The 24,443-nt window shown below is 59.1% G+C and carries 22 protein-coding genes; 21 read left to right on the forward strand and 1 reads right to left on the reverse strand.

The genetic code is table 11. From position 1 onward, the window contains the following. Window positions 1-88: 88 nt before the first annotated feature. A complete protein-coding gene (locus CW267_RS14580) occupies window positions 89-850 on the forward strand; it encodes an SDR family NAD(P)-dependent oxidoreductase (RefSeq protein WP_100781374.1) in 762 nt (253 codons plus the stop codon). Window positions 851-1,007: 157 nt separating this feature from the next. Here CW267_RS14580 and CW267_RS14585 read toward each other — a convergent pair whose 3' ends face one another. Beyond that, window positions 1,008-1,574, reverse strand: a complete 567-nt coding sequence (locus CW267_RS14585; protein WP_008805196.1) for a DJ-1/PfpI family protein — start codon at window positions 1,572-1,574, stop codon at window positions 1,008-1,010. Between the two features lie 629 nt (window positions 1,575-2,203). On the opposite strand from CW267_RS14585, the gene tssB reads away from it, so the two are divergent. The 20 genes from tssB to CW267_RS31065 form a co-directional block, all read left to right on the forward strand. Further along, a complete protein-coding gene (gene tssB / locus CW267_RS14590; RefSeq protein WP_049009828.1) occupies window positions 2,204-2,695 on the forward strand; it encodes a type VI secretion system contractile sheath small subunit in 492 nt (163 codons plus the stop codon). A 42-nt stretch (window positions 2,696-2,737) separates the two neighbouring features. Then, entirely contained in the window at window positions 2,738-4,282 is a 1,545-nt protein-coding gene (gene tssC, locus CW267_RS14595) for a type VI secretion system contractile sheath large subunit (RefSeq protein ID WP_012541984.1), read from the forward strand. 9 nt (window positions 4,283-4,291) lie between these two features. Further along, on the forward strand, window positions 4,292-5,635 hold the full coding sequence (gene tssK, locus CW267_RS14600) for a type VI secretion system baseplate subunit TssK (RefSeq protein WP_165787442.1): 1,344 nt from the start codon (window positions 4,292-4,294) through the stop codon (window positions 5,633-5,635). Continuing rightward, window positions 5,632-6,321 (forward strand): type VI secretion system protein TssL, short form, encoded by a 690-nt coding sequence (gene tssL / locus CW267_RS14605; protein ID WP_100781375.1) that lies wholly within the window; start codon window positions 5,632-5,634, stop codon window positions 6,319-6,321. Before tssK ends, tssL begins: the two co-directional genes overlap by 4 nt. Further along, window positions 6,318-8,024 (forward strand): OmpA family protein, encoded by a 1,707-nt coding sequence (locus CW267_RS14610; RefSeq protein ID WP_100781376.1) that lies wholly within the window; start codon window positions 6,318-6,320, stop codon window positions 8,022-8,024. Before tssL ends, CW267_RS14610 begins: the two co-directional genes overlap by 4 nt. A gap of 4 nt (window positions 8,025-8,028) precedes the next feature. Further along, entirely contained in the window at window positions 8,029-8,520 is a 492-nt protein-coding gene (gene hcp / locus CW267_RS14615) for a type VI secretion system effector Hcp (protein ID WP_002902160.1), read from the forward strand. A 264-nt stretch (window positions 8,521-8,784) separates the two neighbouring features. Beyond that, window positions 8,785-11,439 (forward strand): type VI secretion system ATPase TssH, encoded by a 2,655-nt coding sequence (gene tssH / locus CW267_RS14620; protein WP_100781377.1) that lies wholly within the window; start codon window positions 8,785-8,787, stop codon window positions 11,437-11,439. Between the two features lies 1 nt (window position 11,440). Beyond that, window positions 11,441-13,810 (forward strand): type VI secretion system Vgr family protein, encoded by a 2,370-nt coding sequence (locus CW267_RS14625; RefSeq protein WP_025713200.1) that lies wholly within the window; start codon window positions 11,441-11,443, stop codon window positions 13,808-13,810. Next, a complete protein-coding gene (locus tag CW267_RS14630) occupies window positions 13,811-14,590 on the forward strand; it encodes a DUF4123 domain-containing protein (protein WP_012541978.1) in 780 nt (259 codons plus the stop codon). 63 nt (window positions 14,591-14,653) lie between these two features. After that, window positions 14,654-15,181: a T6SS immunity phospholipase A1-binding lipoprotein Tli1-KP gene (gene tli1, locus CW267_RS14635; RefSeq protein ID WP_012541977.1), complete on the forward strand. Its 528-nt coding sequence runs from the start codon at window positions 14,654-14,656 to the stop codon at window positions 15,179-15,181. A gap of 67 nt (window positions 15,182-15,248) precedes the next feature. Beyond that, window positions 15,249-15,842: a DUF3304 domain-containing protein gene (locus CW267_RS14640; RefSeq protein ID WP_025713202.1), complete on the forward strand. Its 594-nt coding sequence runs from the start codon at window positions 15,249-15,251 to the stop codon at window positions 15,840-15,842. A 68-nt stretch (window positions 15,843-15,910) separates the two neighbouring features. Further along, window positions 15,911-16,432 (forward strand): T6SS immunity phospholipase A1-binding lipoprotein Tli1-KP, encoded by a 522-nt coding sequence (tli1, locus tag CW267_RS14645; protein ID WP_012968404.1) that lies wholly within the window; start codon window positions 15,911-15,913, stop codon window positions 16,430-16,432. Continuing rightward, complete coding sequence (locus CW267_RS31060) at window positions 16,420-18,873, forward strand: T6SS phospholipase effector Tle1-like catalytic domain-containing protein (protein ID WP_101148633.1); 2,454 nt, start codon at window positions 16,420-16,422, stop codon at window positions 18,871-18,873. The genes tli1 (CW267_RS14645) and CW267_RS31060 overlap by 13 nt, the downstream gene beginning before the upstream one ends. A gap of 38 nt (window positions 18,874-18,911) precedes the next feature. Next, on the forward strand, window positions 18,912-19,442 hold the full coding sequence (tli1, locus tag CW267_RS14655; protein ID WP_100781769.1) for a T6SS immunity phospholipase A1-binding lipoprotein Tli1-KP: 531 nt from the start codon (window positions 18,912-18,914) through the stop codon (window positions 19,440-19,442). A gap of 67 nt (window positions 19,443-19,509) precedes the next feature. Next, window positions 19,510-20,040: a T6SS immunity phospholipase A1-binding lipoprotein Tli1-KP gene (gene tli1, locus CW267_RS14660; RefSeq protein ID WP_101148634.1), complete on the forward strand. Its 531-nt coding sequence runs from the start codon at window positions 19,510-19,512 to the stop codon at window positions 20,038-20,040. 67 nt (window positions 20,041-20,107) lie between these two features. Then, complete coding sequence (gene tli1 / locus CW267_RS14665; RefSeq protein WP_047666447.1) at window positions 20,108-20,629, forward strand: T6SS immunity phospholipase A1-binding lipoprotein Tli1-KP; 522 nt, start codon at window positions 20,108-20,110, stop codon at window positions 20,627-20,629. 68 nt (window positions 20,630-20,697) lie between these two features. After that, a complete protein-coding gene (gene tli1, locus CW267_RS14670; protein ID WP_047666448.1) occupies window positions 20,698-21,228 on the forward strand; it encodes a T6SS immunity phospholipase A1-binding lipoprotein Tli1-KP in 531 nt (176 codons plus the stop codon). Window positions 21,229-21,296: 68 nt separating this feature from the next. Then, complete coding sequence (gene tli1 / locus CW267_RS14675) at window positions 21,297-21,827, forward strand: T6SS immunity phospholipase A1-binding lipoprotein Tli1-KP (protein WP_086070525.1); 531 nt, start codon at window positions 21,297-21,299, stop codon at window positions 21,825-21,827. Window positions 21,828-21,895: 68 nt separating this feature from the next. Then, window positions 21,896-22,426 carry a T6SS immunity phospholipase A1-binding lipoprotein Tli1-KP gene (gene tli1, locus CW267_RS14680; RefSeq protein ID WP_040148545.1) on the forward strand — a complete coding sequence of 177 codons (531 nt, stop codon included), beginning with the start codon at window positions 21,896-21,898 and terminating at the stop codon, window positions 22,424-22,426. Next, the coding region (locus CW267_RS31065; RefSeq protein WP_101148635.1) for a T6SS phospholipase effector Tle1-like catalytic domain-containing protein at window positions 22,414-24,443 on the forward strand (2,030 nt) is incomplete at its 3' end. The genes tli1 (CW267_RS14680) and CW267_RS31065, both read left to right, overlap by 13 nt.

A 24,443-nucleotide genomic window follows, 5' to 3' on the forward strand; every position in this document is an offset into this window, starting at 1 on the left:
AACAATCCTGTCGGGCAATGCGGTCTTATCGTCGGCATGCAGAAGCCTATAATCGCTCATGTTTTCAGCAGAGAGAAAAGGGGGAAACATGAACAATAGCGCAAAAATTGCCCTGGTGACAGGCGGCAGCCGCGGCCTGGGGCGCGCGACCGTTGAAGCGCTGGCTCAGCGCGGCGTGAATGTGGTATTGACCTACAACGCGCATTTTGTCGAGGCGAACGAGGTGGTTAAACGTGTTGAAGCACTGGGCGCCCGGGCGATTGCGTTGCCCTTCAGCGCCGGCGAAACCGATACCTTTGACGGATTTGTCAGCGCCTTTCAGGAGGCGCTGGCGGAGCTGGGGGCCGATCGGTTTCATTACCTGGTCAATAATGCCGGCAATGCCAGCGGCATGGGTTTTCTTAACGCTACGGAAGCGGAATTCGATGCGCTGTATCGTATCCACGTGAAGGGCGTTTTTTTCCTCAGCCAAAAACTATTGCCGCTGCTGGCCGATGGCGGACGGATAGTGAATGTCTCGTCCGGGCTAACCCGTATCGTGATGGCGAACCGGGCGCCCTATGCGATCATGAAGTCCGCGGTGGAAACCCTGACCCGCTATATGGCGTTTGAGCTGGGCAGTCGCGGAATTACGGTGAACTGCGTGGCGCCCGGCGCCATCGCCACCGATTTCAGCGGCGGGGTGGTGCGGGATAACCCGCAGGTCGCTCAGGCGGTGGCGAACATGACGGCGCTGGGTCGACCGGGGGTGCCAGAGGATATCGGGCCGATGATCGCCTCGCTGTTATCCGATGATCATCGCTGGGTGAATGCCCAGCGCATTGAAGTTTCCGGGGGAATGCGGATCTGAAGCGAGGGGACTATCCGGCCAACGTTTTGCTGAGTTGAGTCAGGTTAAGCTGCTGCGGGAACGGCTGATCAAACACCGCCGTGCCGTTGGGAAGGAGAGCACCAGCGCGGCGATGGCCAATTCCCTTCGCCAGAGAAAACGCTTTCTCTACAGGCCGTTATTCCGCCAGCAGGGCGGCGAATTTCGCCAGCCACTGCGGGTGGGCCGGCCAGGCGGGGGCGGTAACCAGGTTACCGTCCACATGCGCCTGATCGATACCAATATCCGCATAGTGCCCACCGCTCAGGCGCACTTCCGGGGCACAGGCGGGATAAGCGCTGCAAGTGCGGCCCTGGAGAATACCAGCGGCGGCCAGCAGCTGTGGGCCATGGCAGACGGCGGCGATAGGTTTACGCGCGGCGTCGAATGCCTGTACCAGTTTAATAACCTCCTCGTTCAGGCGCAGATACTCCGGCGCCCGGCCACCGGGGATCACTAGCGCGTCATAGTCCTCGGCCTTCACCGCGGCAAAATTGGCGTTCAGGGTGAAGCGGTGCCCCGGCTTTTCGCTATAAGTCTGGGCGCCGTCAAAGTCATGGATCGCGGTCATGACATAGTCGCCAGCGGCTTTATCCGGGCAGACGGCATCGACCTGGTGGCCAATCATCTGCAGTGCCTGAAAAGGGACCATCGTTTCGTAATCTTCGGCATAATCGCCGACCAGCATCAGGATCTTCTTGCTCATCATTTTTACTCGTTGTGGGAGAAAGGTGTCTTAGATATAGCCTGGCGATCCGCAGAATGCGACCCCCTCAGGATGCCGAAGACGGTAGCGTGTGCATCTTGCTATCGGGGTCATGTTTTTTCTGGTAACGACAACTTTTGCCGACATCGCCGTGTGGTCAGTCACCCGGGGAAATAGCCTTTTTCAGCTACTGACGGCTGTCTGTGGTGGAAAATATCGCGGGTTCCGCAGGCCTGTGTGCCAGGGCTGATGACGGTTCAGCGTGGACGAAAACAGGAGAAGTGGCTTAAATGCGTGCTTGATCTGCTAACGATAATATCAATTATCTCATGACAATATTATTCACGGGAATTGTCGCTATCATATTCATTTAATCTATTTTTTTATCGCCTTGATGATATGTGATGTGAACATTCATGTGTTCAATGTTAATTGAAGGTGTTGGCTTTGAACTTTATATTTGGCTGTAAATCATTCATTGTCGTTACTAATAAAATAATTTTGTTTGCCTTGTGAATGCATTAAAGAAATATTCTTGTTAAGTTGATCGATAATCTGTTTTTGCTCTATTATCATCCGGTTTTTATCGTCAACTCTTCAATAATTATTCCTTAAGGAAAGGAACTGCTATGGCTGATACGTTCCAGAATGAAGTCCCCAGGGCGCGCATTAATCTCAAATTATCTCTTCATACCGGCGGCGCGCAGAAGAAGGTCGAACTGCCGCTGAAGCTGCTTACCATTGGCGATTTTAGTCATGGTAAGGAAAACCGGCCTTTATCGGAAAGAGAAAAAATCAACGTCAATAAAAATAACTTTAACAGCGTACTTTCGGAATTTAGCCCGGAAGTTAACCTCTCGGTGCCGAATACGCTGTCCGGCAATGGTGAAGAGGAGAACGTCAGACTGCGTTTTACCGACATCAAAGATTTTGAACCGGAGCAGGTTGCCCGGCAAATACCGCAACTCCGCGCCATGCTGGCGATGCGTAATTTATTACGCGATCTCAAATCCAATCTGCTTGATAACGCCACTTTCAGAAAAGAGCTTGAGGCAATCCTGAAAGATCCGGCGCTGTCCCAGGAATTACGCGACGAAATGAATGCGCTTGCCCCGAAATAATGGCGGGGCAAGTCTGTTAATGGATTAACCGGGAAAATGCTAATGTCTGTTACCACAGAAAACGCCCCTGTTCAGGGGCAAACCACGCTGCAGGAAAATAGGGCGGGCGAGGGCGTTTACGCCTCGCTGTTTGAAAAAATTAATCTCGCCCCGGCGTCTCACCTCGGGGATATCAACGACTTTCTGGACGATGCCGCGCTCTCCGAAGCGCCGGCGGCGGAGCGTCTCACCGCGGCGATGCAGGTGTTTATGGATCGCATCCGTCAGTCCGGTCAGCGGGTGGAAAAGCTCGACAAAACGCTGATTGACCACCATATCGCCGAACTGGATTTCCAGATAAGCCGTCAGCTGGACGCGGTGATGCACCATCAGGAGTTTCAGCAGGTCGAATCCCTGTGGCGCGGCCTCAAACAGCTGGTGGACAACACCGACTATCGGCAGAACGTCAAAACGGAGATCCTGGACGTCGCCAAAGACGATCTGCGCCAGGACTTTGAGGACGCGCCGGAGCTTATCCAGAGCGGCCTCTACTGGCACACCTATACCGCGGAGTATGACACTCCCGGCGGCGAGCCGATCGGCTCGGTGATCTCGGCCTATGAGTTCGACGCCAGCCCGCAGGATGTGGCGCTCCTGCGCAATATCTCCCGCGTCTCTGCGGCCGCCCATATGCCGTTTATCGGCGCCGTCGGCCCGGCCTTCTTCCTGAAAGAGACCATGGAAGAGGTGGCTGCTATTAAGGATATCGGCAACTACTTCGATCGCGCGGAATATATCCGCTGGAAATCATTTCGTGAAACCGACGATGCCCGCTACATTGGCCTGGTGATGCCGCGCGTGCTGGGTCGTCTGCCGTACGGTCCGGACACCGTGCCGGTGCGCAGCTTCAACTATGTCGAGCAGGTGAAAGGTCCGGACCACGAAAAGTATCTGTGGACCAGCGCAGCGTTCTCCTTCGCTTCCAATATGGTGAAGAGCTTTGTCAATAACGGCTGGTGCGTGCAGATCCGCGGTCCGCAGGCCGGCGGCGCGGTGAAAGATCTGCCCATCCACCTGTACGATCTGGGCACCGGCAACCAGGTGAAGATCCCTTCCGAGGTGATGATCCCGGAAACGCGGGAGTTTGAGTTTGCCAGCCTGGGCTTTATCCCGCTGTCGTACTACAAAAATCGCGATTACGCCTGCTTCTTCTCGGCCAACTCCGCGCAGAAACCGGCGCTGTACGATACCGCCGACGCCACCGCCAACAGCCGCATCAACGCGCGTCTGCCTTACATCTTCCTGCTGTCGCGCATCGCGCACTACCTGAAGATGATCCAGCGCGAGAATATCGGCACCACCAAGGACCGGCGGCTGCTGGAGCTGGAGCTGAACACCTGGGTGCGGAGCCTGGTGACTGAAATGACCGACCCCGGCGACGAGCTGCAGGCCTCCCATCCGCTGCGCGATGCCAGCGTGGTGGTGGAAGATATTGAGGATAACCCGGGCTTCTTCCGCGTGAAGCTGTACGCGGTGCCGCACTTCCAGGTCGAGGGGATGGACGTCAATCTGTCGCTGGTTAGCCAGATGCCAAAGGCGAAGGCGTAGGTTCGGACGATGATGAAAACGGAACGTCCGTTGTGGGGCCGGGGCATTATGGTGTCGCCCCAGCATTTTCAACAGCAGGCTGCGTATGCAGCCTGGACTGCGGAAGTGATTGCCCGGATAGGTCTTAACCATCCATGGGGAGTGGTTAAGGCGACCTTCGAACCAGAGATGCTTAAACTGGGCCGCCTGCAGGCTCACAGGCTGCAGGTCCGGTTCCAGGATGGCACGATGATTGATACGGACAATGCCGATGCGCTGCCGTCCGCGCAGTCACTGGACGGCGCGGACGGCGAGGCGGTGATCGTGCTGGCGCTGCCCCTGATGCAGGCGAATGGCGGCAACTGCCTGAAGCCGGAGGAGGTGGCCGAAAGGCCGGTGCGCTTCCGGCAGCACTGGCGCGATGTCCGCAACCAGTTCGGGGAAGATACCCGACAGATTGCCGTCATGCAGCCGGAGCTGACCCTCCGTTTCGCCCATCAGGACAACAGCGATTACCTGACCTGTCCGCTTGTTCGCCTGCAGCGGGACTCGCAGGGGGCCTGGCTTATCGACGAGACGTTTCTCCCGCCGCTGCTGCAGATCCAGGGCAGCCGCTGGCTGGCGACGCAGCTTGAACAGCTGCTTACTCAGCTTCGGGCTCGTCTGACGCGCCTGATGGCCATGCGTCGCGAGAGCAATGAACGGATGGCTGATTTTGCCGTGGCCGATGTCTCTCTGTTCTGGTTGCTGAACGCGCTGAACAGCGCCGAGCCGGTGCTGGGGTACTTTCTGCGTTACCAACAGAGCCCGCCGGAACGCCTCTATCCGGAGCTGGCGCGCCTGGCTGGCAGCCTGCTGACCTTTTCGCTCACCCATCAGGCGAATGCCGTCCCGATTTATCAGCATGACCAGCTGAACGCGGTTTTTCCGCCGCTGTTTGATTTACTGAGCGACCTGCTGGAGGCGAGCCTGCCGTCGCGGGTGGTGGCGATTGCGCTGGAGCATGATGCCCGGCTGCACTTCTGGCAGGCGCGTCTGCACGATGCCCGGCTGCGGGAAGGGGCTGACTACTACCTGTCGGTTCGTTCTTCGGTACCGGTCGCCCGACTGCAGGAGCAGTTTCCGCGACAGTGCAAAGTGGGCAGTCCGGATCATGTCAAAGCCATCGTCAACTCCTCGCGGACAGGGGTGCCCCTCACGCCATTGCGTCATGTGCCGGCGGCGATCCCGCTGCGTCTGGAAAATCAGTATTTCAGCCTCGATGTGTCCCACCCTCTGGCGACGGAAATGCTGCAGAGCGGCACCTGTATGTTCTACGTCCCGGGGATGCTCGGTGAGCCTGAACTTGAACTTTTTGCGGTACTACGAACGTGAATGAGCCTAAACGCGGCAACGCCGCGTCCATTGATATTGATGCGCTGCTGCAGAACACCTGGCTACAGGTTATCAGCCTGCGCCACGGCCCGCAGTTCCGCGATGAGGAAGGGTACACGCTATGGCAGCGCTGTGTTGCTGATGTCGAGCGCGTGCAACATGAGCTGAAGGCGAGCGGGCTTGATGACGCCAGCTGTCAGCATATTCTCACCGCCCAGTGCGCGCTGCTCGATGAAGCCGTGAAAGGGCGCGGCGTGGAGGATGAGGCCTGCCTGCAGTGGTATGACATTCCGCTGCAGGGGCACTTCCTCGGCACCATGGATGCCGGTGATACGCTGTGCGATCGGATGCGTGATGTGCTGCGTGAACCGGCGCCAGACCTGGCCGTGGTCACCTGTTTTCAGCGGGTGATGCTGCTGGGTTTTGTTGGCAGCTTTCGCTCCCTCAACGATCCCGAGCGCCTGAAGCTGATCAACGCGCTCAGTGAGCATGTCCCACCTTTTCAATGCCCGTCAACCGCTCCCGTACTGGTAGAGAATCGCGCCGGACTGGGGATAAGCGGCTGGCTGGCCTCCTGGCCCGTGCGAATTGGCCTGAGCGTGATGGTGGTACTCGTCCTGTGGTGGGGGCTGAACCACTGGCTCGATCACCTGCTGCTGACCCTGTTACCGGGGTCGGTGAAATGAGCCCCGCGCAGCAGCGTGGGCTGGCGCTGTGGGCCAGTCTGCTGAGTGCGATGGTGTGCCTGCTATTTTTGCCGGTTCCCCGCTGGGGGGCGTGGCTCATTCTGCTGGTCACGCTGGCCCTGATCATCGGGATCTGGCGCATCGCCAGTCGTCGTACCCGACGTAACGTTGCGTCAAGCCTGGACCATCTCCCGGCGGTCGCTTATCGCCAGCCGGTGGTCCTCGTCTGCGGCGATCTGCCGTTTGTCTGGCCGCAAGCGTCACCGGTGCGGGTCGTCAAACAGGGCTGCTGGATCCGTGTGGAAAAGACGGAGGAGCTGCAGCAGATCGCGCGCCAGGTATTGAGCCAGCGGCCGGAATGGGGGCCTCAGCTGTCGGTGCTGCTCTGCGTCTGCCCGCAGCGGCATGCGCAAAGCGATGCGCTGACCAGCGCTCTGCTGGCCCTGCGCTGGCAACTCAGCCAGCTGCGTCAGCAGACGGGGTATGCCGTACCGCTGGCGCTGCAGGGGCAGGTGGGCAGCGCGATGAGTCGCGACCTGTTGTGGCAGGCGGCGATGCCGGGCGAAGCGGTGAAAGTCTGGCAGCCCTCCTGCGCCCCCTGTTCCGTACCGGCCTGGGTAAGCGCCGGCGGGGCGGCCGCGCTGGAGCAGCAGGTGCTGATGAACAGCCTGATGGGCTGGTTTGAACAGCACGTCCATGCCGTGTTGACGGAAGAAAATACCGACCTGCCGCCTCTGACCCCAGCGGCCGTGCTGTGGGGGCTCGGGCCCTCGCTGCCTGGAAGTCTGGCATCGTCGGCCTGGACGACGTGGTTATCCCGACATAGCGGCCTGTCGCGGGTAGCTGGCTGGCAGCCAGATGAGAGCGACACCGAGGACGCTTCAGCGTTGCCGGAATTCATCCTGCCGCAGTTACCGGCGGGACGGGGACTCACGCCACGAGGCAGGGCCTGGCGCGCGGCGCTCGCGATTTTCACCCTCGCGGCTGTCGCCGCGCTGCTCAGCAGTGGCTGGAACAATCGACAACTGCTGCAGCGCGTGGGCGTCGATATTGCCCGTTATGAGCGGATTGCGATGGATGATTATCGGCCAAAAGCCAGCGCTGTCAGGGTGCTGCGTGAAGATGCCGCGCTGCTGGATAGCTGGGCGCGTAACGGCGTCCCGCTGCGCCTGAGTCTGGGCTTGTATCGCGGGGAGCAGATTCGCCTGCCGCTGCTGGAGGCGATTCGCGGTTACGTGCCGCCGCCACCGCCGCCCAGGCCGGTGCAGCGCGTCGCGCCGAACGTCATCCGCCTTGACAGCATGTCGCTATTCGATACCGGGAAATGGGTACTGAAGCCCGGTTCGACAAAGCGGCTGGTCAACTCACTGATGGACATTAAGGCCAGGCCCGGGTGGCTGATCGTGGTGGCGGGTCACACCGACAGCGTGGGTGAGGAAAAAGCCAACCAGCTATTGTCGCTGAAACGTGCGGAATCGGTCCGCGACTGGATGCGCGATACCGGCGACGTGCCGGACAGCTGCTTTGCCGTTCAGGGCTATGGCGAAAGCCGACCAATTGCAACAAACGATACGCCGGAGGGCCGTGCGCTGAACCGTCGTGTCGAAATCAGTCTGGTGCCGCAGGTAGACGCCTGCCGGTTACCGGACCAACCCTCTGCGTCATCCCAGGATGATGGCGCTTCACTACACAATGGAGAGTAATTCCATGGCAATTCCTGTTTATCTTTGGCTGAAAGACGATGGCGGCGCGGACATTAAAGGGTCTGTCGACGTTCAGGATCGTGAAGGCAGTATCGAAGTGGTGGCTCAGGAGCACAACCTGTACATCCCGACCGATAACAACACCGGCAAACTGACCGGCACGCGTATCCATACGCCGTTCCTGTTCACCAAGGAGATCGACTCCTCCAGCCCCTACCTGTACAAGGCGGTGACCACCGGCCAGACCCTGAAATCCGCTGAGTTCAAGTGGTACAGAATCAACGATGCCGGCCAGGAAGTGGAGTATTTCAATACCAAACTTGAGAACGTCAAGGTGGTGAAAGTGAATCCCCTGATGCACGACATCAAAAACCCCGCCTACGAGAAGCACAACCATCTGGAACAGATTGAGCTGCGCTACGAGAAGATCACCTGGACCTATAAAGACGGCAACATCATTCACTCCGATAGCTGGAACGAACGCGCCACCGCGTAATTGCCCGTCATATTTCGCGCCGCTGGCGCACAGGCGACGTTCGCTCATCCCGGCCGCATCGTTATCGCTGCGGCCGGGGATTATTGCGGGCGATCGCCTGATGCGGGCAGCGTTTCTCTGCCCGCCGTTTTTTGCTGAGCGCCTGAGATACGGGTTCTCAGCAAAGAAAAACACAATCTGCCTGCCTGACCCTGTGCGCTGTGGGTTCCTGTTCGGGAACAGCGACGGGCGGTAGCGTGTCCGGAACCAATAAGAGAGGATCTCATGGAAAATCCAGCCAGCCTGTTACGCCGTCTTAATCCCTGCTGTGCCCGCGCAATGGAGGGGGCGGCCTCCCTGTGCCAGACCCGGGCGCATGCCGAGATCCTGCCCGAGCACTGGCTGCTCAAGCTGCTGGAACAGGGGGAAGGCGATCTGACGGTGCTGGCGCGGCGCTATGAATGGGATATGGATGCGCTGTGGCAGGATCTGCTGAGCTGGCTGGATAAACAGCCGCGCTCGGTACGTCATCGTCCCCAGCTCTCTGACCATACCCTGAGGCTGATGCAGGAGGCCTGGCTGATTGCCTCTCTCAGCGGCGAAGCGCAGATCCGCAGTGTTCACCTGCTGATGGCGCTGGTTGAAAAACAGAATCTGATCCAGTGCGATGGCCTGTGGCCGCTGTTAACGCTGGGCCAGCGTCAGCTGGAACGCCTGCGCCCCTTGCTTGATGCCCAGTCCGACGAACGTCCGCCAGCGCAGCAGGAAGCGGCCCTGGCGCAGCCCCATGGCGGGGACGTGGAATTTGTGGGGCGTCCTGCGAGCGGTGAACTGAATGCGGATGGGCTCAACCCGGCGCTGCAGAACGCGCTGGACAAATTCACTCTCGACGTCACCGCCAAAGCCAGAGATGGCCAGATTGACCCGGTGTTCGGACGCGACACGGAAATCCGCCAGATGGTGGATATTCTCTCCCGTCGGCGAAAAAACAACCCGATCCTCGTTGGTGAGCCGGGCGTGGGGAAGACCGCCCTGGTGGAAGGCCTGGCGCTGCGCATAGCCGAAGGCAACGTCCCCGACGCGCTGAAGCCGGTGTCGGTGCGCACCCTTGACCTCGGTCTGCTGCAGGCCGGCGCCGGGGTCAAAGGCGAGTTTGAGCAGCGGCTGAAAAATATCATTGAGGCGGTGCAGCAGTCGCCTTCGCCAGTGCTGCTGTTTATCGACGAGGCGCACACGATCATCGGCGCGGGTAATCAGGCGGGCGGCGCGGATGCCGCCAACCTGCTGAAGCCGGCGCTGGCCCGGGGCGAGCTGCGGACCATCGCCGCCACCACCTGGAGTGAATACAAGCAGTACTTCGAGCGCGACGCCGCGCTGGAGCGCCGCTTTCAGATGGTCAAGGTGGATGAGCCGGACGACGACACCGCCTGCCTGATGCTGCGTGGCCTGAAGTCCCGCTATGCCGACCACCACGGCGTGCATATCACGGATGATGCGGTGCGCGCCGCCGTGACGCTGTCACGACGCTATCTCACCGGCCGCCAGCTGCCGGACAAGGCAGTGGATTTACTCGACACCGCTTCCGCCCGCCTGCGTATGAGTCTCGATACCGTGCCTGAGCCGCTGACCCGCATGAAGGCGCAGCTCACCGCGCTGGCGATGGAGAAGCAGGCGCTGCTGGAAGATATTGCGCTGGGCAACAGCGCCCACGGCGAACGGCTGGCGGCCATTGAGCAGGAGGAGATCCGCCTTATTCTGGCGCTGGATACCCTCGAAACTCAGTATGGTCAGGAGCTGCAGCTGACGGAGGCGCTGCTCGCCTGTCGCCGCGATATCTCCCGCCAGGCGGAAATTAGCGATCTACAAAACGCACTTATTGCCGTCCAGCAGGGCAATCCGCTGCTCGGGCTGGACGTCGACGTCCGCACCGTGGCGACGGTGATTGCCGACTGGACCGGCGTGCCGCTCTCCTCGCTAATGAAAGATGAGCAGACGGAGCTGCTGAGTCTGGAAGAGAGCCTCGGCAAACGGGTGGTTGGCCAGGAGGCGGCCCTGAGCGCCATTGCCCGGCGCCTGCGCGCCGCGAAAACCGGCCTGACGCCGGAGAACGGTCCGCAGGGGGTGTTCCTGCTGGTCGGGCCGAGCGGCACCGGCAAAACGGAAACGGCGCTCGCCCTGGCCGAGGCGCTGTTCGGCGGCGAGAAAGCGCTGATCACCATCAATCTCTCCGAGTACCAGGAGCCGCACACCGTCAGCCAGCTGAAGGGTTCTCCGCCGGGCTACGTCGGCTACGGCCAGGGCGGGATCCTGACCGAGGCGGTGCGCAAACACCCCTACAGCGTGGTGCTGCTCGATGAGGTGGAGAAGGCCCATCGCGATGTGATGAACCTGTTCTACCAGGTCTTCGACCGGGGGGTAATGCGCGACGGCGAGGGGCGTGAAATCGACTTTCGCAACACCGTGATCCTGATGACCGCCAACCTCGGAAGCGACCTCCTGATGCAGTTGCTGGATGAACAGCCGGAGGCCAGTGAATCAGACCTGCACGAGCTGCTGCGCCCGGTGCTGCGCGGCCACTTCCAGCCGGCGCTGCTGGCCCGCTTCCAGACGGTGATTTACCGTCCGCTGCCGGCGGTTGCGCTGCGCGCCATTGTCGGGATCAAGCTCGGTCAGGTGAGTCAGCGTCTGGCTTGCCATTACGGAATCACCACCACCCTCAGCGAGAGCCTGTTCGAAGTGCTGACCGAGGCCTGCCTGCTACCGGACACCGGCGCCCGCAACGTCGATAGTCTGCTGAATCAGCAGATCCTGCCGGCGCTGAGCCAGCAGCTATTGAGCCATATGGCGGCGGGGCAGAAACCGCGCCAGGTGACGCTGGGGTATCACGAAGAGGAAGGCATCGTGATGGCGTTTGACGAGGGGGCGATCGCCGATGAGTAGCGTGAAATCGTTGTTGTTCAGCCACAACCACCACCTGCTTTCGGTGAAGGGATGTGAAGCCGGGCTTGATGTGCTGGCGTTTGAGGGCGATGAAGCCCTGAGCCAGCCGTTCCGCTACCGTATCGAATTCACCAGCGCAGACCATGCCATCAGCAAAGAGATGATGCTGATGAAGGCAGCCTCCCTGACGCTGCAGGCGCCGGTGGCTCAGGGCTTCGGCATCAATGTTCAGCAACCCGTGCGGGTTATCCAAGGCGTGGTGACGGGGTTTGAACGGCTCAGTACCTCCAGGGATGAAACGCACTACGCGCTGACGCTTCAGCCGCGCCTGGCGCTGCTTAACCGCTCGCACCAGAACGCCATTTACCAGGACCAGTCCGTTCCGCAGATTGTGGAAAAAATCCTCCGCGAGCGCCACGGCCTGCGCGGTCAGGATTTTCTGTTCTCGCTGACAAAAACGTATCCGCGCCGCGAGCAGGTGATGCAGTACGGCGAGGATGACCTGCGCTTTATCACCCGGCTGCTGGGTGAGGTGGGGATCTGGTTTCGCTTTTCCGCCGACACGCGGCTGCACATCGACGTCGCTGAGTTCTGCGACAGTCAGCAGGGCTATGAGAAGGGGCTGACGTTGCCTTCGGTCCCGCCGTCAGGGCAGCAGTCGGCCGGGGTGGACGCGGTGTGGGAGATGGCATGCCGCCACCGCGTCGTGGAGCAGCAGGTCAGTACCCGCGACTACAACTACCGCGAGGCGACGGCGGACATGAACGCGCAGGTGGATGTCACCCGCGGGGAGACGACCACCTTTGGTGAGGCTTACCACTGGGGAGATAACTACCTGACCGCGGGGAATGTCCATGACCGCCATCCGGCGCCGGAGTCCGGGGCGTTTTACGCCCGCCTTCGTCATGAGCGTTATCTTAACGGCCAGACCCGGATGCAGGCCATCACCAGCTGCCCGACGCTCTGCCCGGGGCAGGTGCTGAAGGTCACCGGCGGAGAGGAGGTGGCCGGGGAGTTTGCTCATGGCGTGCTCGTCACGGCGATGCACAGCCATGCCCGGCGCGATGCCGACTTTGCGGTGGAGTTTGCCGGCATACCGGACAGCCCGGACGTCGGCTACCGGCCTGAGCCAGGTGCGCGTCCGGTGATGGCCGGGACGCTGCCGGCCCGCGTGACCAGCACCCGGGAAAACGACACCTACGGGCATATCGATAAACACGGGCGCTACCGGGTGAATATGCTGTTTGACCGGGCGCGCTGGGAAACCGGGTTCGAGAGTCTGTGGGTCCGTCAGTCGCGACCGTATGCCGGAGACACTTACGGCCTGCACCTGCCGCTGCTGGCGGGGACGGAGGTGGCGATTGGCTTTGAGGATGGTAACCCTGACCGGCCGTATATCGCGGGCGTGCTGCACGACTCGGCGCACGGCGACCACGTCACCATCCGCAATGACAAACGCAACGTTCTGCGCACCCCGGCCAACAACAAAATCCGCCTCGACGATGAGCGCGGGAAAGAACATATCAAGGTGTCGACGGAGTATGGCGGCAAGAGCCAGCTGAACCTCGGCCATCTCGTGGATGCTGAAAAGCAGCAGCGCGGGGACGGTTTTGAGCTAAGAACCGACAGCTGGGGAGCTATCCGGGCACAGAAGGGTATTTTTATCAGCGCGGACGGACAGGCAAAGGCCCGGGGGCAGGTGCTGGCGATGGAGCCGGCGGTCAGTTTGCTGAAAGGTGCGGTGAATCAGGTCACGGAATGGGGAAGCATTACGCAAACCCATCATAATGTTATCCCAGACACCGGCCCATTAAGCGCACTGACCACAGGCACCAGCGATCTTAAACAGCCGACATTGCTGATGTCGGCCCCGCAGGGGATTGCCGCAGTCACGCCGGAAACAACCCTCCTGCACAGCGGTAACGGGCTGTATCTGCAGAGCCTGGGGGAGGTCAACATCACCACGGCACAGCGCTGTTCTCTGAATGCCAGCCAGGCTATTTCACTGCTGGCGCAACAGGAGGGGATGAGGCTGGTCTCCGCCAAAGGTCCGCTGGAAGTAGAGTCGCACGGCGAGATTCTGTCGCTGACCGCGCTAAAAGATATCACCGTCCAGTCAACCCAGGGGCATCTGCAGTTGACGGCTAAAAATGGCATCACCCTGGGTTGCGGCGGCGCATATATCCGTCTTACCCCGCAGGGAGAGGTACAGATCCACGGACCGGGGGTGATTAGCCTTAAGGGACAGCATGATTTGCAGGGGCCGGTCAGCGAGGCGTTTCCCTTGCCTGAGCTACCGGCATCGGTGTGTAAAGAGTGCCTTAAAAAAGCCCAGGCGCTGGCGCAGGGCTTCGTGCCGCGGGAGGCATAGATGACCAGACAATGGATTGAAGAGGTCGCCGGAACCTGTCGGGCTTTCGAAACGGATTATCTGCATGTCATTATCGATCAGGCGGGGGTGGATTTTTCCGTTATTCCGGCGCTGAATTCGCTGTCAGTTGAGTGGCAGTCGCTTTTTCATGGACTTCCGGAAGCATTTATTGTCGATGATGCTCCGCTGGTGGCGCGCTTTACGCTTGATGATCATGAGCAAATGCGCTGGTTACAGGATATCAGCCAGCAACTTGCCATCCAGGCGCCGCTGCTCCTGTTCTGCACATACTGGCCCTTTTCGGCGCTGGCGAACTGGCTCACGCAGTGTATGGATATTCTGCAGGAAGGGCGCAGCGGAATTTTACGCTTTTACGATACCCGGGTATTTCCGCTGTTGTTTACACACATTCTCAGTGAAGAGCAGCAAGAGCCATTGATGCGTCCGGCCCTGTTCTGGGCGTGGCAGGATTTTGACGGCCAGGCGAAAGGCATCAAAGGCAGTGGTCTCCCGCCGGAACGCGATGAAAATGCGCCCAAAATAGAACTCAGCGATCGCCAGCTTGAGCATCTGATGTGTATCAGCGATGTCATCGTCATGTTGTCGCACTGTGCTCCGCCTGCGGGCATGTTTGACTCAAGACAGTCACTGTTTTCGGCCTGTTACCAGGGCATGGTGGAGGCGACACGCCAGGGTCTTCTTCTGGATGACGCTCGTGAAGACTGGGTAATGAAGAAGTGGTTTGCGGACGTAAAAACCAGTGAGAGACCTTCAGAATGAAAAGCCTGGTCTGGCTGAGTACACCCCTCTCTTCATTACCCTCAAACCGACAGGGAGAGTCCGATGAAATCTGCATTAATCAGCCCGCTGCTGGCGGGTCTGCTGCTGTTAACCGGCTGTGCACAGCCAGCCGCACAGGCCGGAGGCGGCGGTGGCACCATTGACGCCATCAACCACACAAAATGGGCAATTAACCACTTCAGTATCAATGGCCAGTCGGGCATCGACATTATAGGTCCGTTTCAGGGAGGCGGAGGCGGCTGCTGCTTCAGCGTGCCCGCCCGCTGGACGCCGGGTATGACGGTGCGCGTTGACTGGGAAAGTGGTGAGGCATCGACTGAAGGCTTTCCTGGATTTGCTGATTACGAAAAATATAAAGTCTGGGAGAAAAAAATGAGCTCTCAGAACCGTCAGCACAGTAAAACCGTCCCGTTGCCCGACTATAACGGCCAGGATGTGTGCGGCATTACGGTGCACTTTTTACCCTGCGATGACGTGAAGGTGACCACCAGCTGCTGGTCACCGAGAAATGCGAACTACCCGATAAAAGAGCCCGTCAGGATGAAGGAGCCCGCCGTATGTCCGAAGTAGCACGCCTTCGTTTCCCCGGGGTGACATCACCATCCCTTCATTACCCTCACCCGACAGGGAGAGTCCGATGAAATCTGCATTAATCAGCCCGCTGCTGGCGGGTCTGCTGCTGTTAACCGGCTGCGCACAGCCAGCCGCACAGGCCGGAGGCGGAGGCGGCGGCACCATTGACGCCATCAACCACACAAAATGGGCGATCAACCACTTCAGTATCAACGGCCAGTCGGGCATCGACATTATAGGTCCGTTCCAGGGTGGCGGTGGCGGCTGCTGCTTCAGCGTGCCCGCCCGCTGGACGCCGGGTATGACGGTGCGCGTTGACTGGGAAAGTGGAGTCGCATTTGCCAGAGACATTCCTGAAATTCCTGAACCTGCTTATCCGAATTATAAAGGGCAGGATAATAAAGTCTGGACCGAAGAAATAGCAGAATATAACCAACAAAAAAGAGTTTGGTATAAAAAAATCAAAGCACTAAAACGTCAGCACAGCAAAACCGTCCCGCTGCCCGACTATAACGGCCAGGATGTGTGCGGCATTACGGTGCACTTTTTACCCTGCGATGACGTGAAGGTGACCACCAGCTGTTACACCTACGGCAGTCCGTCGTACCCGATAAAAGAGCCTGTCAGGATGAAGGAGCTCGCCGTCTGTCCGGAGTAGCTCGCCTCCGTTTCCCCGGGATGGCATCACCCTCACTTAATCACCCTCAAACCGACAGGGAGAGTCCGATGAAGTCTGCATTAATCAGCCCGCTGCTGGCGGGTCTGCTGCTGTTAACTGGCTGCGCACAGCCAGCCGCCCGGGCCGGCGGCGGCACCATTGACGCCATCAACCACACAAAATGGGCAATAAACCACTTCAGTGTCAACGGCCAGTCGGGGATCGACATTATAGGCCCGTTTCAGGGTGGCGGTGGCGGCTGCTGCTTCAGCGTGCCCGCCCGCTGGACGCCGGGTATGACGGTACGCATTGACTGGGAAAGTGGGGAAGCTTCAACTGATGATTTCCCGGGATATGAAAACTGGAATAAATATCTTGAATGGGAAAAGAAAATAAAAGCCAGTCATCGGCAGCACAGCAAAACTGTCCCGCTGCCCGACTATAACGGCCAGGATGTGTGCGGCATTACGGTGCACTTTTTACCCTGCGATGACGTGAAGGTGACCACCAGCTGTTACACCTACGGCAGTCTGTCGTACCCGATAAAAGAGCCCGTCAGGATGAAGGAGCCCGCCGTATGTCCGAAATAACCGAAACCCATGCCGCCTGGGTCCCGCCGCCGTTTCCGCCGCAGGGACGTCTGCCGGGCCGGGCGCTGCAGGTTGGGCAGAACTGCCATCAGCAGAACAGCGACGAGCGGCGCTATCACCAGGAACTGTGCCTGGCTGCCGGACGGCGCGTGGAGCCGCCGTGCTGCAAGACACTGCACATCAGCCTGTTTTTCGACGGTACCGGCAATAACTTAAATCATGACTTTTTTATCGCGAACCCGAAGCACCCGACCAATATCGCGCGTTTGTTTCGCGCCACCATTGGCGACGGCACCGCCGGCGGCGTCACTGATACCAAAAAGATGCCGCTGGATGGGGTAAAAGACAGTGGAGGAAAATACTTCAAGTTTTATATTCCCGGCGTGGGCACCCCGTTCCCGGAAGTGAATGACCCGGACTATTCCACCATGGGTCTGGTGGGGGCAGTTAAGGGTGAGGATCGGATTAACTGGGCGCTGCTGCGGATTATTGATGTGCTAATGCGCCTGAGTAAGGACAAGGAAAACAACAGCATAAAGCTGTCCGAAGGAGCCAGCCGTGAATCCCTCAAAAAAATGGGTACCAGCTGGAACCGGCTGTGGTTTGGCGGCAGCCATAACCGCTATGAAGAGTTCACTCGTTTGCTGAATGATTTGGCCTCTGATTTGAAGCCCCTGATTATTCAGCCTGAGCCGGGCAAGCCGAAACTGACAGGCATCAAGCTGTATGTCTATGGTTTTTCCCGCGGCGCGGCAGCGGCGCGCACCTTTGTGCGCTGGCTGAGCGAACTGCTGCCCCCGCCGGCGGCGGAAGGTGAAAAACCGCCGCAGTGCCTGCAGACAGGCGGGATGCAGCTGCCCGTCAGCGTGGAGTTTCTCGGGCTGCTGGATACGGTGGCCTCCGTCGGGGTGGCGCATGTGGTGCCGGTTGCCGACGGGCATATGTCCTGGGCAGACGGCACGATGGAGCTGCCGGATGATGAAACCTATGGCGGGCTGATAAAAAAATGTGTTCACCTGGTTTCCGGGCATGAGCAGCGTCTCTGCTTTCCGCTGGACTCGGTGCGGCGGGCAAACGGCAAATACCCGCCCTTTGCCACTGAGGTGGTTTACCCGGGGATGCACTCGGATATCGGTGGAGGATATCCGCCGGGGGATCAGGGGAAGGCGAATGCTAAACATGATGGCTATCTGTTGTCACAAATAGTGTTGCATGACCTGTATTCAAGCGCTTTTTCTGCTGGCGCGCCACTGAAAGTCAATAAATTTAGTTTACCGGAGAGTTTAAGAAAGGATAGTTGGCGCGCTCTTGATGCTGAGCAAATTAGAGATTTTGTCGCTGCACCGGAATTAATATCACGCTTCAACGCCTGGCGTGAACTCACCCTGGGCCAAACCACGCCGAAAACGTTCGATCCCGAAGCAGCCTCTCACTACGAACCACTTGCCGCCGGCGGCAGTCTGGAAACCGTCATTGCTGAGCAGATGGCCTGGATCACCGCCTGGCGCATCGACCGCTATGCCAGAGGCTCGATGCTGAAAACGCCCTTCTATCAGCGCGCCACGAATACCGAAGCGCTGCCTGCCGCGCGGAGGGCGGCAGAAGAGGTTCGTGATGAAAAACAGGCGGCGGTGCTCAGGGCTCGCCAGAACCAGATAGCAAACCAGCCTCCTGACAGGATGGACGAACTCGTTCTGCAGCCGGGCGTGAAGGATTTTGACCCAAAGATGGATCAAACCCAGCTGTTCGACGCGGCGAAGGAGTTCGGAAAGGATTACCACGACGGTTACCGTATTCCGGATAACCTGGCGCAACTGGTGCTGGATACCGTGCTGCAGCCGGTGATTTTCGTTCTCAATACCGATGATGAAGCGCAGGAATACCGGCGGATGAAGCGTGACGGAGAGGCCCGGGTGGCCGTCCTCTTTCCCGATGCCGGGGAGGCCAGCAACGCGGAGCAGCCTGCCGGGCTGGTGAGGGCGCTGTTTGATGACCAGATACATGACTCACGCGCCTGGTTTATGTATGCCGCGCTTGGCACGCGCGAGATGTGGACCGGTTACTTCCGCTACCAGATGATTTACTTCAGCGAGCGCTGCAGTAAACCGCTCTCGCCGCTGGTGCTCGCCGGAGACCTGGTGGGTTTTGCGACCGTGACCGCGGGTGTCGTGCTCAGTTTCCGGCAAAAGCGCCTGACCGGCAAGCTGGCCGGGCTGGCCGCGACAGGCGCCGTGCGCTCGCTGGAGGTGGCGGTGCTGGACAAGATAACCGGGGAAGCGCTGCCGGAGCTGCCCGGAGGGGAGCAGCTGCGGGCATTTACCCACGAGCCGGGAACCGTTGTCGCACAGCAAAAGGCGCGGAAAGCGGAACAGCAACTGGCGCGGGGGCAAGCCGCGCTGCCGGCCAGCTGGCTGGAGGACGTTCTGACGACAACGGTCTGAACGCGGATAAGGAGGATCCGATGAACAGGGAGAGTCCGATGAAATCTGCATTAATCAGCCCGCTGCTGGCGGGTCTGCTGCTGTTAACCGGCTGCGCACAGCCTGCCGCACAGGCCGGAGGCGGCGGTGGCGGAACAATAAAAGCCATCAACCACACAAAATGGGCAATTAACCACTTCAGTATCAATGGCCAGTCGGGCATCGACATTATAGGCCCGTTCCAGGGCGGCGGTGGCTGCTGCTGCTTCAGCGTGCCCGCCCGCTGGACGCCGGGTATGACGGTGCGCGTTGACTGGGAAACCGGGGTGGGTGATACAGAAGGTTCCCCTGGCTTTGGTAATGATGAAAAGTACCTTGCCTGGGTTAAGAAAATGAAGGCCCAAAGCCGTCAGCACAGCAAAACCGTTCCGCTGCCTGACTATAACGGCCAGGATGTGTGCGGCATTACGGTGCACTTTTTACCCTGCGATGACGTGAAGGTGACTACCAGCTGCTGGTCACCGAGAAATGTGAACTATCCGATAAAAGAGCCCGTCAGGATGAAGGAGCCGGCCGTCTGTCCGAAGTAGCACGCCCCGTTTATTCAGGCTGGCATCACCTTCACTTAATCACCCTCAAACCGACAGGGAGAGTCCGATGAAATCTGCATTAATCAGCCCGCTGCTGGCGGGTCTGCTGCTGTTAACCGGCTGCGCGCAGCCTGCCGCACAGGCCGGAGGCGGCGGTGGCGGCACCATTGACGCCATCAACCACACAAAATGGGCAATTAACCACTTCAGTATCAATGGCCAGTCGGGTATCGATTCAATAGGCCCGTTTCAGGGGGGCGGAGGCGGCTGCTGCTTCAGCGTGCCCGCCCGCTGGACGCCGGGTATGACGGTGCGCGTTGACTGGGAAACCGGGGTGGGTTCATCTGCGGGTTTCCCGGGGTTTGCTGATGAGGCGAAATACCTTGCCTGGAAAAAAGGGATTGATGCCCAAAAGAGGCAGCACAGTAAAACCGTCCCGCTGCCCGACTATAACGGCCAGGATGTGTGCGGCATTACGGTGCACTTTTTACCCTGCGATGACGTGAAGGTGACCACCAGCTGTTACACCTACGGCAGTCCGTCCTACCCGATAAAAGAGCCCGTCAGAATGAAGGAGCCCGCCGTCTGTCCGAAGTAGCTCGCCTCCGTTTCCCAGGGGTGGCATCACCCTCACTTAATCACCCTCAACCGACAGGGAGAGTCCGATGAAATCTGCATTAATCAGCCCGCTGCTGGCGGGTCTGCTGCTGTTAACCGGCTGCGCACAGCCAGCCGCCCGGGCCGGCGGCGGCACCATTGACGCCATCAACCACACAAAATGGGCGATCAACCACTTCAGTGTCAACGGCCAGTCGGGGATCGACATTATAGGCCCGTTTCAGGGGGGCGGTGGCGGCTGCTGCTTCAGCGTGCCCGCCCGCTGGACGCCGGGTATGACGGTGCGTGTTGACTGGGAATCAGGCGTTGGTGGTTCTAAAGGTTTTCCTGGATTTGCCGACAGGGAAAAATACAAGGCCTGGAAAAAAGGGATTGATGCCCAAAAGAGGCAGCACAGTAAAACCGTCCCGCTGCCCGACTATAACGGCCAGGATGTGTGCGGCATTACGGTGCACTTTTTACCCTGCGATGACGTGAAGGTGACCACCAGCTGTTACACCTACGGCAGTTCGTCCTACCCGATAAAGGAGCCTGTCAGGATGAAGGAGCCCGCCGTCTGTCCGGAGTAGCATGCCTCCGTTTCCCCGGGATGGCATCACCCTCACTTAATCACCCTCAAACCGACAGGGAGAGTCCGATGAAATCTGCATTAATCAGCCCGCTGCTGGCGGGTCTGCTGCTGTTAACCGGCTGCGCACAGCCTGCCGCACAGGCCGGAGGCGGCGGTGGCGGAACAATAAAAGCCATCAACCACACAAAATGGGCGATCAACCACTTCAGTATCAACGGCCAGTCGGGCATCGATTCAATAGGCCCGTTCCAGGGGGGAGGTGGCGGCTGCTGCTTCAGCGTGCCCGCCCGCTGGACGCCGGGTATGACGGTGCGCGTTGAATGGGAAACCGGGCAGGGTTCATCCGCGGGTTTCCCGGGGTTTGCCGACAGGGCTAAATACAAAGCCTGGATAGCAGACATTGATGCCCAAAAACGCCAGCACAGCCAAACCGTTCCGCTACCCGACTATAACGGCCAGGATGTGTGCGGCATTACGGTGCACTTTTTACCCTGCGATGACGTGAAGGTGACTACCAGCTGCTGGTCACCGAGAAATGTGAACTATCCGATAAAAGAGCCCGTCAGGATGAAGGAGCCCGCCGTCTGTCCGAAGTAGCCCGCCTTCGTTTATTCAGGATGGCATCACCATCCCTTCATTACCCTCAAACCGACAGGGAGAGTCCGATGAAATCTGCATTAATCAGCCCGCTGCTGGCGGGGCTGCTGCTGTTAACCGGCTGCGCACAGCCTGCCGCACAGGCCGGAGGCGGCGGTGGCGGCACAATAAAAGCCATCAACCACACAAAATGGGCAATTAACCACTTCAGTATCAATGGCCAGTCGGGGATCGACATTATAGGCCCGTTTCAGGGGGGCGGTGGCGGCTGCTGCTTCAGCGTGCCCGCCCGCTGGACACCGGGTATGACGGTGCGTGTTGACTGGGAAACCGGAGTGGGGGATATGGAAGGATTTCCTGGCTTTGGCAATGATGAAAAGTACCTTGCCTGGGCTAAGAAAATGAAGGCCCAGAACCGCCAGCACAGTAAAACCGTCCCGCTGCCTGACTATAACGGCCAGGATGTGTGCGGCATTACGGTACACTTTTTACCCTGCGATGACGTGAAGGTGACCACCAGCTGCTGGTCACCGAGAAATGCGAACTATCCGATAAAAGAGCCCGTCAGGATGAAGGAGCCGGCCGTCTGTCCGAAGTAGCTCGCCTTCGTTTACTCAGGATGGCATCACCCTCACTTAATCACCCTCAAACCGACAGGGAGAGTCCAATGAAATCTGCATTAATCAGCCCGCTGCTGGCGGGTCTGCTGCTGTTAACCGGCTGCGCGCAGCCTGCCGCACAGGCCGGAGGCGGCGGTGGCGGCACAATAAAAGCCATCAACCACACCAAATGGGCAATTAACCACTTCAGTATCAACGGCCAGTCGGGGATCGACATTATAGGCCCGTTTCAGGGCGGCGGAGGCGGCTGCTGCTTCAGCGTGCCCGCCCGCTGGACGCCGGGTATGACGGTGCGCGTTGACTGGGAAAGTGGTGAGGCATCGACTGAAGGTTTTCCTGGATTTGCTGATTCAAAAAAATACAGAGAGTGGAGAGATAATTTAAAACAAAACAACCGCCAGCACAGCAAAACCGTCCCGCTACCCGACTATAACGGCCAGGATGTGTGCGGCATTACGGTTCACTTTTTGCCCTGCGATGACGTGAAAGTGACCACCAGCTGCTGGTCACCGAGAAATGCGAACTATCCGATAAAAGAGCCCGTCAGGATGAAGGAGCCCGCTGTATGTCCGAAATAACCGAAACCCATGCCGCCTGGGTCCCGCCGCCGTTTCCGCCGCAGGGACGTCTGCCGGGCCGGGCGCTGCAGGTTGGGCAGAACTGCCATCAGCAGAACAGCGACGAGCGGCGCTATCATCAGGAACTGTGCCTGGCTGCGGGACGGCGCGTGGAGCCGCCGTGCTGCAAGACGCTGCACATCAGTCTGTTTTTCGATGGTACCGGTAATAACTTAAATCATGACTTTTTTATCGCGAAGCCGAAACATCCGACTAATATCGCCCGGCTGTTTCGGGCAACTATTGGAACGGGTACGGCTGGCGGGGTGCCATCTGACGAACAGAGCAAGCTGTTTGATGATAACGGCGGGGGGGACGGGAAATATTTTAAGTTCTATATGCCTGGCGTGGGCACCCCGTTCCCGGAAGTGAATGACCCGGACTATTCCACCATGGGTCTGGTGGGGGCAGTTAAGGGGGAGGATCGGATTAACTGGGCGCTGCTGCGCATAATCGATGTGCTGATGTTTAGTGCCACCGAAAAATGGCTGACCACCACAGAGAGTCGTCGTTCACTGAAAGAAATGAGCACCAGCTGGAACCGGCTGTGGTTTGGCGGCAGCCATAACCGCTATGAAGAGTTCACTCGCTTGCTGAATGGTCTTGCCCCGAAACTGATGCCGATGCTGATTCAGCCTGAGCCGGGCAAGCCGAAACTGACAGGCATCAAGCTGTATGTCTATGGTTTTTCCCGCGGCGCGGCAGCGGCGCGCACCTTTGTGCGCTGGCTGAGCGAACTGCTGCCCCCGCCGGCGGCGGAGGGTGAAAAACCGCCGCAGTGCCTGCATACAGGCGGGATGCAGCTGCCCGTCAGCGTGGAGTTTCTCGGGCTGCTGGATACGGTGGCCTCCGTCGGGGTGGCGCATGTGGTGCCGGTTGCCGACGGGCATATGTCCTGGGCAGACGGCACGATGGAGCTGCCGGATGATGAAACCTATGGCGGGCTGATAAAAAAATGTGTCCACCTGGTTTCCGGGCATGAGCAGCGTCTCTGCTTTCCGCTGGACTCGGTGCGGCGGGCAAACGGCAAATACCCGCCCTGTGCCAGAGAGGTGGTTTACCCGGGGATGCACTCGGATATCGGGGGAGGATATCCACCGGGGGATCAGGGGAAAGCGAATGGTGAGAATGATAGTTTATTGCTATCTCAGATAGTTTTAAATGATATGTACGCTTCAGCATTTTCCGCGGGCGCTCCACTAAAAGTACCGAAGACCGTATTACCTAAAGAGTTGTCTCAAGATCAATGGAGGAGTATGCCTTTTGATTTGGGGGAGCAATTCTTCGTATCTGAAGTTTTAAGTGCACGCTTCAACGCCTGGCGCGAACTCACTCTGGGCCAAACCACGCCGAAAGCGTTCGATCCCGAAGTAGCCTCTCACTACGAACCACTTGCCGCCGGCGGCAGTCTGGAAACCGTCATTGCTGAGCAGATGGCCTGGATCACCGCCTGGCGCATCGACCGCTATGCCAGAGGCACGATGCTGAAAACGCCCTTCTATCAGCGCGCCACGAATACCGAAGCGCTGCCTGCCGCGCGGAAGGCGGCAGAAGAGGCTCGTGATGAAAAACAGGCGGCGGTGCTCAGGGCTCGCCAGAACCAGATAGCAAACCAGTCTCCTGACAGGATGGATGAGCTGGTTCTGCAGCCGGGCGTGAAGGATTTTGACCCAAAGATGGATCAAACCCAGCTGTTCGACGCGGCGAAGGAGTTCGGAAAGGATTACCACGACGGTTACCGTATCCCGGATAACCTGGCGCAGCTGGTGCTGGATACCGTGCTGCAGCCGGTGATTTTCGTTCTCAATACCGATGATGAAGTGCACGAATACCGGCGCATGAAGCGTGACGGAGAGGCCCGGGTGGCCGTCCTCTTTCCCGATGCCGGGGAGGCCAGCAACGCGGAGCAGCCTGCCGGGCTGGTGAGGGCGCTGTTTGATGACCAGGTGCATGACTCACGCGCCTGGTTTATGTATGC

The organism is Klebsiella sp. X1-16S-Nf21, from assembly GCF_002837615.1.
GTDB lineage: Bacteria > Pseudomonadota > Gammaproteobacteria > Enterobacterales > Enterobacteriaceae > Klebsiella > Klebsiella variicola.

Bases quoted from the DNA above. Each gene is read 5' to 3' on its own strand.
- tli1 (WP_047666447.1), top strand. From the start codon at position 20,108: ATGAAATCTGCATTAATCAGCCCGCTGCTGGCGGGTCTGCTGCTGTTA.
- CW267_RS14580 (WP_100781374.1), top strand. From the start codon at position 89: ATGAACAATAGCGCAAAAATTGCCCTGGTGACAGGCGGCAGCCGCGGC.
- CW267_RS14610 (WP_100781376.1), top strand. From the start codon at position 6,318: ATGAGCCCCGCGCAGCAGCGTGGGCTGGCGCTGTGGGCCAGTCTGCTG.
- CW267_RS31060 (WP_101148633.1), top strand. From the start codon at position 16,420: ATGTCCGAAATAACCGAAACCCATGCCGCCTGGGTCCCGCCGCCGTTT.
- CW267_RS14640 (WP_025713202.1), top strand. From the start codon at position 15,249: ATGAAATCTGCATTAATCAGCCCGCTGCTGGCGGGTCTGCTGCTGTTA.
- tssH (WP_100781377.1), top strand. From the start codon at position 8,785: ATGGAAAATCCAGCCAGCCTGTTACGCCGTCTTAATCCCTGCTGTGCC.
- tli1 (WP_047666448.1), top strand. From the start codon at position 20,698: ATGAAATCTGCATTAATCAGCCCGCTGCTGGCGGGTCTGCTGCTGTTA.
- hcp (WP_002902160.1), top strand. From the start codon at position 8,029: ATGGCAATTCCTGTTTATCTTTGGCTGAAAGACGATGGCGGCGCGGAC.
- CW267_RS14630 (WP_012541978.1), top strand. From the start codon at position 13,811: ATGACCAGACAATGGATTGAAGAGGTCGCCGGAACCTGTCGGGCTTTC.
- tssK (WP_165787442.1), top strand. From the start codon at position 4,292: ATGATGAAAACGGAACGTCCGTTGTGGGGCCGGGGCATTATGGTGTCG.
- CW267_RS14585 (WP_008805196.1), bottom strand. From the start codon at position 1,574: ATGAGCAAGAAGATCCTGATGCTGGTCGGCGATTATGCCGAAGATTAC.
- tli1 (WP_040148545.1), top strand. From the start codon at position 21,896: ATGAAATCTGCATTAATCAGCCCGCTGCTGGCGGGTCTGCTGCTGTTA.
- tssB (WP_049009828.1), top strand. From the start codon at position 2,204: ATGGCTGATACGTTCCAGAATGAAGTCCCCAGGGCGCGCATTAATCTC.
- tli1 (WP_086070525.1), top strand. From the start codon at position 21,297: ATGAAATCTGCATTAATCAGCCCGCTGCTGGCGGGGCTGCTGCTGTTA.
- tli1 (WP_012541977.1), top strand. From the start codon at position 14,654: ATGAAATCTGCATTAATCAGCCCGCTGCTGGCGGGTCTGCTGCTGTTA.
- tli1 (WP_012968404.1), top strand. From the start codon at position 15,911: ATGAAGTCTGCATTAATCAGCCCGCTGCTGGCGGGTCTGCTGCTGTTA.
- tssC (WP_012541984.1), top strand. From the start codon at position 2,738: ATGTCTGTTACCACAGAAAACGCCCCTGTTCAGGGGCAAACCACGCTG.
- tli1 (WP_101148634.1), top strand. From the start codon at position 19,510: ATGAAATCTGCATTAATCAGCCCGCTGCTGGCGGGTCTGCTGCTGTTA.
- tli1 (WP_100781769.1), top strand. From the start codon at position 18,912: ATGAAATCTGCATTAATCAGCCCGCTGCTGGCGGGTCTGCTGCTGTTA.